At 64.9% G+C, this 10,176-nt stretch carries 9 protein-coding genes; 4 read left to right on the plus strand and 5 right to left on the minus strand.

Annotation, left to right across the window (positions count from 1 at the left end; all coding sequences use genetic code 11):
- From K8V11_RS01900 to K8V11_RS01915, 4 genes are all read right to left on the minus strand, one after another.
- Positions 1 to 722, minus strand: a 722-nt coding sequence (locus K8V11_RS01900; protein WP_303910520.1) for an MFS transporter, incomplete at its 3' end; no start/stop codon positions are given.
- Between the two features lie 139 nt (positions 723 to 861).
- Positions 862 to 1,443 carry an LGFP repeat-containing protein gene (locus K8V11_RS01905; protein ID WP_303910521.1) on the minus strand — a complete coding sequence of 194 codons (582 nt, stop codon included), beginning with the start codon at positions 1,441 to 1,443 and terminating at the stop codon, positions 862 to 864.
- Positions 1,444 to 1,762: 319 nt separating this feature from the next.
- The gene (locus K8V11_RS01910) at positions 1,763 to 3,058 is read right to left on the minus strand and encodes an MFS transporter (RefSeq protein ID WP_369693020.1); all 1,296 of its coding nucleotides are present in this window, start codon (positions 3,056 to 3,058) and stop codon (positions 1,763 to 1,765) included.
- Positions 3,058 to 3,714 carry a GntR family transcriptional regulator gene (locus K8V11_RS01915; RefSeq protein ID WP_303910522.1) on the minus strand — a complete coding sequence of 219 codons (657 nt, stop codon included), beginning with the start codon at positions 3,712 to 3,714 and terminating at the stop codon, positions 3,058 to 3,060. The genes K8V11_RS01910 and K8V11_RS01915 overlap by 1 nt, the downstream gene beginning before the upstream one ends.
- Positions 3,715 to 3,796: 82 nt before the next feature.
- On the opposite strand from K8V11_RS01915, the gene K8V11_RS01920 reads away from it, so the two are divergent.
- Positions 3,797 to 4,786 (plus strand): LLM class F420-dependent oxidoreductase, encoded by a 990-nt coding sequence (locus K8V11_RS01920; RefSeq protein ID WP_303910523.1) that lies wholly within the window; start codon positions 3,797 to 3,799, stop codon positions 4,784 to 4,786.
- Positions 4,787 to 4,910: 124 nt separating this feature from the next.
- Here the strand turns inward: K8V11_RS01920 and K8V11_RS01925 are convergent, their stop codons facing one another.
- Positions 4,911 to 5,588, minus strand: a complete 678-nt coding sequence (locus K8V11_RS01925) for a hypothetical protein (protein ID WP_303910524.1) — start codon at positions 5,586 to 5,588, stop codon at positions 4,911 to 4,913.
- A 435-nt stretch (positions 5,589 to 6,023) separates the two neighbouring features.
- Between K8V11_RS01925 and typA the strand changes: the two genes are divergently transcribed.
- The 3 genes from typA to K8V11_RS01940 form a co-directional block, all read left to right on the plus strand.
- Positions 6,024 to 7,946: a translational GTPase TypA gene (typA, locus tag K8V11_RS01930; protein WP_303910525.1), complete on the plus strand. Its 1,923-nt coding sequence runs from the start codon at positions 6,024 to 6,026 to the stop codon at positions 7,944 to 7,946.
- Positions 7,947 to 7,963: 17 nt separating this feature from the next.
- Positions 7,964 to 9,958: an ABC transporter substrate-binding protein gene (locus K8V11_RS01935; RefSeq protein ID WP_303910526.1), complete on the plus strand. Its 1,995-nt coding sequence runs from the start codon at positions 7,964 to 7,966 to the stop codon at positions 9,956 to 9,958.
- Positions 9,959 to 9,972: 14 nt separating this feature from the next.
- On the plus strand, positions 9,973 to 10,176 hold a 204-nt coding region (locus K8V11_RS01940; RefSeq protein ID WP_303910528.1), incomplete at its 3' end, for a PIG-L family deacetylase.

The following is a 10,176-nucleotide window of genomic DNA, read 5'->3' on the forward strand; positions in this document are numbered from 1 at the left end:
CCGAAGGTGCTCACGAAAGCGGCGAGCGGGGCCACGTACACCGAAGAGCGGAGGAGGCCTGCCATCGACCTGAGGGCGTTGGGCACGCCGCCCGAGGTCCGTTCGGCAGGCGGCAGCGATTCCTTGATCAAGGCGAAAGTCGCGACAAACAACACTGAAGAAAGGGCGGCGAGGAACCAGAACGACGCACGCCAGCCGAAGGTGGGAACGATGATGCCGCCCGCGATGGGCGCGAGTACCGGCGCCAGGGTCTGCACCGCCATTAACGTGGCGAATGCCTTCGCTATGCCGACGCCCTTGCCGAGGTCGACGATGATCGCCCGCGACAGGACCACTCCCGCCGCTCCGAGCGCGCCCTGGAGGACGCGGCCGAGAATAAGGACCCAGATGCTTGGTGCGAGTGCGCAGAGGATGGACGCCAGGGCCGAGCCGCCGACGCCGACGAGGAGGAGTCGACGTCTGCCGAGCTGATCAGACTGCGGACCTATGACGAGCTGACACAGCCCAAGCGAGAGCATGAACCCTGTGAGGGTGAACTGGGTGAGGGTAGCCGAGGCGCCGAACTCGTCAGCAATTCCCGGCATGCCCGGCAGGTAGGTGTCGATCGCAAACGGGCCGAAGCCGCCGAGCATGGCCAGGACGAAAATGACGTGCGTGGCAATCGGGGCGCGGGAATTTTCCGGCTTGGGGGAGGGCGAATCTGTAGAAGTAGAGTCCGCCACCATTCCCGCCTTTCGAACCGCCGATCTTCCCAGGTACGCCAGCCTACGCGAGATTCACCTTATGAAATGAGAAAGCGGCCCGGCGCATTCCTGGGGGATGCGGCGGGCCGCTCGCCGTCTGGCGTGGCGCCAAGAGTGATTACTCGCCGTACTCGCCGTTGACGAAGGTGATGTTGCCGTTCTGGAACGTGGAGATCCAGCCACCCTCCTGCGGCTTCTCGTCCGCGGTGGGCCAGCCGAGCTCGGACTCGGGCCCGCCCTGCTCCTCGTAGCGCTCGAGGATCTTGCCCTGAACGACGTAGGCGTTGCCCTCGGGATCGACGAAGATCGTGCCGCCGTCGAAGTCCTGACGCTGGCCCTCGCCGACGGTCTGCGTCTCGCCGGTCGGTGCGCCGAGGTAGCCGGTCTTGCCACCGAGCTCCTCGTACTTGTCTGCGACGGTCTTCGGAACCTCGACGGGTCCGTCCGGGCCCTCGATTTCGGCGGTCTCGCCGTTGGCGCCCTCTCCTTCTCCGCCTTCGGAGTCGGAGCCGGTGGCGGAGGCGGCTGCGTCGCCGGCCGCCTCGGTGGCGCTGGCGCCGGCCTCGCCCGCGGCGGAGGTCGCCTGGTTCGCAGCGTCGCCGGCCTGGCCGGCAACGTCATTGTCGTCGCTGCACGCGGCGACGGAGAGTGCGAGCATGCCGACGATGGCGGGGTACGCGAGTGTCTTCTTCACGTTCATATCTGTAATCCTCCCTGCTGTTTAGCTTTGAGAAACTTTCGCTCGTTCGCACACCTGGATTCGCTAATCATTTGGACGATGTGTTCACGATGCAGATCGACGGTCTCGTGAATCGAGTACGTCCGCGTCCGCTCAAGTACCTCTCACATAGTCTCTACCGGCGCACCTGAGTATTTTCCACCTTTCCCACACATGTTTACCAAGGCGAAATACAATTGATTCCAATGCGCTATTCAGGTTTATTTGCATGTGACGGGTTCATTTTGGGCGGCGTATTTCTTGATCGTTGCATGTTAAGCGATTTAACGGTAGGTGGTGATCACCGACGATCGCGCATTTTTACCGCAACGAACATCAATATTCCCGAAGCGGCGGCGATGACGGCGCCGGCCCCGAGCATGACCGGATAGGACGCGACGCCGGAGAGCGCGGAAAGGATCATGGGGGAGCCGAATCCGAGGTAGGCGAGGGTGTAGAACACTGCGGTGAAAGCCGCGAGGTTGGAGTTGTGCGCGTATCGCTGGACCTCCAACAGTCCGCACTGCAACGCCATACCGTAGGCGCTGCCGAGGACGATGGACGCGACGATGCCCACGGCGATCGACCAGACTACCGAATCGAGAAGGAGCACTGTCGCCACCGCCAGGATCATGCCCACGAGAATCAGCGCGTAGGTGAGCTTGGCGAGGATGATCGAGCCGGGGATATAGATGCGGCGCGCGAGCTGCTGAACGACGAATCCGGAACCGAGCGTCAGGACGCACAGCAGGGCCGAGAACGCGACGGGCGCGCTCTGGACGTTGTCTGCGAGCTGTCCAGGGATGATTGCGTAGGCGACGCCGGCGGTGCCGAAGACCCAGGGAGCGGTGAGCGCGACCACGAGAAGGAAACGCGGCGCGGCGAAGTGGGTGGCGATCGGCGCAGGCTTGTCGGCAGTGCCGGCTGCTGTAACTCCGCCGTCATTCTCGGGGGTTGACGCCGGGGTGCGGCGCTCGAGAGTTTCGGGCACGGCGTTCAGGGCGAGCGCGAACGGGATCGAGATCACGATATGCACGAGGTAGGGGAGAACGTGCGGTGCGGGCGCCCACTGCGCGAGTACGCCGGCGACCGCGGCGCCGACAGCGAACCCGGCGGTGAGTGCGAGGCCCTGACGGCGTGCGCCGGCGAGCCCGTCGGCGGCGAGGTCGTACGGCGGCGAGGAGACTTCCTTGAGCCAGCTGCCGCCGACCGCCATGGCGATGCCCAGTGCGACGCCGCAGAGCACGCGGCCGATACCGAGCATGAGCGGGGCGTCGCCGCCGATGGCGAGGAAAACCGAGCCCGCGATGCCGATCCAGGGCGCGGGGAGCGCGATCGGACGCCGACCCAACTTGTCGGACAGCGGTGCCGAGATCGCGAGTGCGGGAACGATGCCGACGACATAAGCGAAGAGCAGGCTGTTGACGACGACCTTGTCGATTCCTTCGCCCGAATAGAACACCAGAAGAGGCGTGAACTGGTTACCACCCCACGCGATGAGAAACATCGTCGCGGCGAGGAGAGCCCACGGCGGGGCCTTGTCCAGCAGGCGCGGCGACTCGCTGCGCGCCGTGGTGGGGGACATCGTCGTGGTCATTATTTCGCTCCTTCGTCGTCGTTGGAGAGGCGGACCTCGTGTACGCGCTCGAGGTGCGAGCGCAGCATGCTGGTGAACCGTTCGGCTTCGCCGCGCGCCACGGCCTCGGCGAGATCGAGGTGCTCGTGGCCGATCGCTTCGGTGGAGTGAGCGGAAGCGTGCACGGAACTTTCGACCATGCGTCGCTGACGCTCGCGCAGCGAGTCGTAGAAACCGAGAATTACCGAATTGCCCGCGGCTGCGACGATCGCACGGTGGAAGCGCACATCGAGTTCGGAGAAGTCGGTGAGGCTTCGCGCGGCAACCGACTCGGACTGGGACTTCGCGATATCGACGAGTTCGGTGTGCAGAGTTCTTCTCGCTTCGCCGGGCATCGATGCGACGGCATGCGCCTCGATCGCGACCCGCGCTTCGAGAACCTCGCGCTTTTCGGTCGAGGTCACGGGCGTGACGACTGCGCCGCGTTTCGGATAAAGCGTGAGCCAGCCCTCGGATTCAAGGCGCTGGAACGCCGAACGCATGGGTGTGCGGCTCATTCCGAGCTGACCTGCGAGGGCATTTTCGCTGATGAGGTCACCGCCGGCGATCTCGCCGTCGAGGATCAGCTTCTTCACCGCCTCGTAGGCGAGGGATGCTGCGGGCTGTGTTCCAGACATGCTTGTATACAAGCATGTACGTAAGAGTGGGTTCAAGCTGACAGCGCTTCGTGTGACTAGTGACACCTGTATTCTCGTGCGCATGCGATTCGGAACATTTATCCCGCAGGGCTGGCGACTCGACCTCGACGGCATCGACCCAGCCGAGCATTGGCCGCGAATGCGAGACCTTGTTACCTCTATCGATGACGGCGGAGTGTGGGATTCGGTCTGGGTTTACGACCATTTCCACTCCGCACCTTTTGTCGAGGACGCCTCGGTGTACGAGGCGTGGTCGTTGATTTCCGCGCTCGCAGCGAGTACCTCTCGCGTACGCCTTGGGCAGATGTGTACGTGCATGGGTTACCGGAATCCGATGTATCTGGCGAAGCTCGCCGCGACGGCGGACGCGATCGCCGGAGGCCGCGTCGAGATGGGCATCGGTGCCGGCTGGTACGAACACGAGTGGAATGCCTACGGATACGGATTCCCGTCCGCAGGAGAGCGACTCGGGATGCTCGCCGAGGGCGTCGACATCCTCCGGCAGGCGTGGACCATCGGCTCCGCGACCCTCGCCGGGACGCACTACACGGTCGACGACGCAAAATGCTTCCCGCTACCTCCGCAAGATGGGGGAATCCCGCTGTGGATCGCCGGCGGCGGCGAGAAGAAGACGCTGCGGATCGCAGCGCGGTATGCGGACTACACCAATTTTGACGGCACTCCGGAGGGGTTCAAGCACAAGTCGGAGGTTCTCGCGGCGCACTGCGACAACATCGGCCGCGACTTTTCGCAGATCACCCGCAGCGCGAACTACAACATCCTCATTGGCGAGACCGAGGCCGAGGTGGCGGACCGTGAGGCGTGGCTGCGCGACCGAATGGTCCGACTCGTCGACGAAGAGTCCGCGGAACAGCAGCTTCGTTCTTTCCGTGGCATGCCGGGGCACGGCACCCCGGAGCAGGTCGCGGAGAAGCTCGATGCAATGAAGGTGCTGGGGATGGACTACGCAGTCTGCTACTTCCCGGACCTGGGGGAGAGTCGGGAGAGCTTCGATCTTTTCGAGAAGAAGGTTATCCCCGCGCTGTCGTAACGATGTAGGTAAAAGAAAGCGGTCGCTGGGGGAACAGATGTTCCGGCAGCGACCGCTTTCTTGTCTTGCTTGGTTCTTGCTCGCGTGGCTGTGTCGCCCTATACGGGCGTTGGCCATCTACGAACTAGGTGACCGGGATGATTCCGACGGTCGGGGCTACGCGGCAATTGGCTTCGCCGCCGTCGAAGGCGGTGGTGAGGCCGCCCCGCAGGACGGCGAGTACCTGTCCGCCGCCGGTGTCCGCGACACCGCTCACGGTCGCAGGGCCTTCGGGATTCATGCCGTTGAAGCCGAGCTCGGTGGAACCGCGACGGCCGTTGGTCGGGTTGAACCAATCGACGACGAGCGGTTCGATCTGGTTCTCGGCGACCGGTCCGGTTCCGAGCGCGGTGAAGACGAAAGCGGTCTGGTGCTCGGGGACGCCCGGGAGAGGCAGCTCTGCCGGTCCGGGGACTGCCGTGATGGTGCCGACAGCGGAGGAGTTGCCGTCGATGCAGTTCTCCATGACGGTCGGGTAGAGGAACTGGGCGATGGCCGGCCCGTTCTCCGGAATGCCGACGCCCGGCTCACCTTCGCCACGGAAGAAGGCGATGAGCTGCTCGGCGGAAGAGCGGATGTTCTCCGGAACCGCCGGGTTCTGGACGGTGCCTTCGACCGAGCCGAGGATCTGTTCGTTCGGGCGGCCGAGCTCGTCGAGGACCTGGGCGCCGGCGGTGGCCGGCGTCAGCGTAGCGACGAGGGCGAGCCCCCCGAGTGCGACCACGGAGCGACGGGCGAGGCCAGACAATGGGCGTCGGTTCACGGTGTCCATCCTTTTGAATCACCTGCGGCTCGCGCCGCAGCTTGGAACACAAACAACTGTGACGATTGTGTCAAATGTTATGTGTGATGTAAATCTTACCGAAGTGAAGACTGTTGTTTTCTGTGGTTGTAGTGAATTCGAGTGGCGATGATCCATCGAATTCCCTCCGCAGGGACGAGGCCCTACGTGTTCTATCTCTCGCAAGATCATATCGTTTTAGCGGCTCGCGACTAATGGCCCAGGGTGGGTAGTGCGGTAATCTCGTAAGGCCGAGAGAGTCGTTTCAGGCGACGCGAGAGCGTGTCGCCCCTCCCGATGTGGGTTCGCCCGAGAGGCTGCGAGCTTCCTTGGTGGCATGCGTGAGCATGTATTCGCTCAATACGACAACACCGGGTGTGGGCATTTTTGTGCTGCGCCTTATAGGAGAACACTTTCGTGACCAGTACCGAGTTCCGTAACGTCGCCATCGTCGCCCACGTCGACCATGGCAAGACAACCTTGGTCGACGCCATGCTCCGGCAGTCGGGCGCTTTCGCCGAACACTCCGAGCTTGTCGACCGAGTCATGGACTCAGGAGATCTCGAGCGCGAGAAGGGCATCACCATTCTCGCGAAGAACACCGCGGTGTTCCGTAAGGGAGGGGGTGCAGATGGGGGCGATCTCGTGCTCAACATCATCGACACCCCAGGGCACGCCGACTTCGGCGGCGAGGTCGAGCGCGGTCTTTCCATGGTCGACGGCGTCGTGCTGCTGATCGACTCGTCCGAGGGGCCGCTGCCGCAGACTCGATTCGTCCTGCGCAAGGCCCTGGCAGCGTCGCTTCCCGTGATCATCGTCGTGAACAAGACCGACCGTCCGGACGCGCGGATCGGCGAGGTCGTCGACGAGGCTCAGGATCTTCTGCTCGACCTCGCGGCCGACCTGGAAGATCCGGACGCACAGGCCGCCGCCGAGAAGGCACTCGAGCTGCCTGTCGTGTTCGCTTCCGGGCGCGCGGGCAAGGCCTCCATCGAGCAGCCGGCAGACGGCTCTGAGCCGAACGCGGAGAACCTCGACGACTTCTTCAAACTGCTGTACGACGTCATTCCTGCTCCGCGAGGGGACGCGAGCGCGCCGCTGCAGGCCCACGTGACCAACCTCGACGCCTCGAACTTCCTCGGTCGTATCGGCCTCGTTCGCATGCACAACGGCACCCTGCGCAAGGGGCAGACCGTGACGTGGATTCACCACACCCCGGACGGCGAGCAGTCGACCTCCTCGGTGCGGATCTCCGAACTGCTCAAGACCAAGGGCGTCGAGCGCGTACCCGCCGAGGAGGCCGTGGCCGGCGATATCGTCGCCGTCGCCGGTATCCCCGAGATCATGATCGGCGACACTCTCGCCGATCCGGAGAACCCGATCGCGCTTCCGGCGATCACCGTGGACGAGCCCGCGATCTCGATGACGATCGGTGTGAACACCTCGCCCCTGGCAGGCCGAAACGGCGGATCCAAGCTCACCGCACGAATGGTGAAGGCCCGCCTGGACCAGGAACTCGTGGGCAACGTGTCGTTGAAGGTTCTCGACACCGAGCGCCCCGACGACTGGGAGGTGCAGGGCCGTGGCGAGATGGCGCTGTCCGTGCTTGTCGAAACGATGCGCCGCGAAGGCTTCGAGCTCACCGTCGGTAAGCCGCAGGTCGTCACCCGCCAGATCGATGGGAAGGTGCACGAGCCGATGGAGCAGATGACCATCGACACCCCCGAGGAACACCTCGGTGCCGTCACCCAGCTAATGGCCGCCCGTAAGGGCCGGATGGAGCAGATGAGCAATCACGGCTCCGGCTGGGTGCGCATGGAGTTCATCGTTCCCGCCCGCGGGCTCATCGGGTTCCGCACGGCGTTCATGACCGAAACCCGTGGCGCCGGCATCGCGAACTCCGTCTCGCACGGCTTCGAGCCGTGGGCAGGCGAGATCCGCGCCCGCCACACCGGTTCGCTCGTCGCAGACCGTGCGGGCAAGGCGACCGCGTTCGCGCTTCTCAACCTCGGTGATCGTGGCGACTTCTTCATCCAGCCCGGCGCTGAGGTGTATGAGGGCGTCGTCGTGGGGGAGAACCCGCGCGCCGAGGACCTCGACGTGAACATCACCAAGGAAAAGAAGCTCACCAACATGCGCTCGGCGACCTCGGACGCCACCGAGACGCTCGCGAAGGCGAAGACGCTGTCCCTCGAAGAGGCGATGGAATTCTGTGCCGGCGACGAGTGCGTCGAGGTTGCCCCGGACGTCATTCGCGTCCGCAAGGTTCTGCTCAACTCCTCCGAGCGCGCGCGTGACCGTTCCCGCGCGAAGTCGCGGGAACAGCAGGCGAGCAACTAGGCGAGCAAGGATCGAACATGGCGAGGAACCGGTCGAGATGGCCGCTGCGCATGGGCGCGGTGGCCGTCCTTCCGGTCCTGCTCGCGGCATGTGTCGCGGATCCGCCACCCCCGCGGGTTGTCGGAGCCCAAGGGCCAGCGAGCGTGCCGCTGTCCGCGGATGCGCTCTCGGTCGTGGTCGATAGTCTCGACCAGGGATTCAACCCGCACCTGCGTTCGGACCTCGGCGCCGATACCGAGCTGCTCGCCGCGCTGACTCTGCCCAGCGCCTACGAACGCACCGCCGACGGGCGGATGCAGCGCAACAGTGATCTGATCACCGAGGTCACCCAAGTCTCGGATCGGCCGTTCACGCTGAGGTACGAGATCAACACCTCGGCGCAGTGGTCGGATGGCGTCCCCATCGGCGTCGAGGACTTCCGCTACATGTGGCGAAACGTGTCGACCTTCCCAGGCACCGTCGGGGTCAACGGGTATAGACACATCACGAACATCTCGGCCGGAGCCGGCGGCAAAAGCATCGACGTCACCTTCGACGGCGAGTACCCGCAGTGGCGGGAGCTGTTCGCGAATTTGCTTCCCGCACATCTCATGGGCGACGACGCCCAGTCTTTCGCAAGCATCCTTGCTCAGGGCGCGCCCGCGAGCGGCGGCCCATTCACCGTCGAGAGCGCCGACATGGGTATCGGGCAGATGGTTCTCGCCCGCAATGACCGCTATTGGGCCGAGCCCGCGGACGCCGAGCAGATCGTCATCCGCCTCGCCCGCGACCAGGGAACGCTCGGTCAGGCGGCGCGCGCAAACTCGGCGAAGCTCGTGTCAGTCACCGATTCCGAGATAAATAGGCTCGTTCTCGACACCGTCGGCGGTTTCGAGACCGCGCAGGCGCTCGGCGGCGATCAGCTCACGCTGTCCTGGAACACCAGCGCGGAAGGCCTCGGCGACGCACGCCTTCGCTCGGCGCTCTCGGACATAGTCGATGCCGCCGCGGTCGGCCAGATTGTCAGCGGCACCGCAAACACCAAAGTCACCGATTTCCCGGTGTCGGCAAACGTCCACGCCCCGCAGGCCCCGAAAATCGCGGAGGCCGAGACCCAGCTCGAAGGGCTGGGATACGTACAACAACACGGTGGGGCATGGCAGAAAGATGGCCGGCCGCTCGACGTCACTCTGGGGGTTGTGGCGGGTGACGAGGCGACGCTGGTCGCTGCGTCGACTGTGGTGGACAGCCTCCGCGCAGAGGGGATCAATGCGAGGGTGTGGGAGCTCTCGGACGAGAATCTTTACTCCGGGGCGTTACCGTACGGTCTGGTCAGTGGGGTTGTGACGTGGTCTCCGGTGACCGGTGATCCGCTCACCGCCGCCGATGCCAGGTACCGCTGCGTCCCCGAAACCGCCGAGCGCACCCCCTCGCAGGCACGCCAGGAAATCGAAGACCTCGTCAACGGGGACGCGGACGAAAGCACCCCGCCGCAGCTCGCGCCGGCGACCGTGACCGAGCTGCAGCCGCCGATCGACAGCGCATCCGAGGAGGTTGGCGAGGCCACGACGACACCGGCCGATCCCGAGGCCGCCGCGGAGGCGAAAGAAGAGGAAGAGGCAGACGCCGAAAGTAACGACGAACCGGTGATCTCCGTGCCGCTGCCGACCGCGAAGTCGGGGGAGCCCGTGCTCCGGTCGTCTCGGGCCTCGAACCTGTCCGGCATCTGCGACGAGCGAATCGATTCCGCACTCGATACCGCGCAACGCAACGCGACGGCGAGCGGGATCGGGGCGCTCGGGCCCGGCGACAGCGCGCCGCGCCCGACCGGTACCCAGATCGAGCCGAACTATCCGGACCAGGTCAACGATCTGGTCACGCAGGCGTCGATCGCGGTTCCGCTGTTCCTCGGAAAGCGCCTCCTCGGTACCTCGCCAACCTTCGACGGGTTCGCGTTCCCGGCGGGTGAGGCCTCCACCCGGCCCACCGGGCGCGAACTGTATTCGACCGCAGATTCCTGGAGGACGAGATGACCGGCGACAGCGACATCCCCGACCTGCGCGGGCTACGGGTCATGGCGGTGCACGCGCACCCCGACGACGAAACGATCCTCACCGGCGGCACCCTCGCTCTGCTCGCGGAGGCGGGCGCGGACGTCGTCAACGTCACGTGCACGCTTGGCGAAGAGGGCGAGATTATCGGCGAGTTGTGGCAGGGACTCGCGGCAGCAGAGGCCGACCAGCTCGGCGGG

It is taken from the genome of Dietzia timorensis, assembly GCF_020742175.1.
Lineage (GTDB): Bacteria > Actinomycetota > Actinomycetes > Mycobacteriales > Mycobacteriaceae > Dietzia > Dietzia timorensis_A.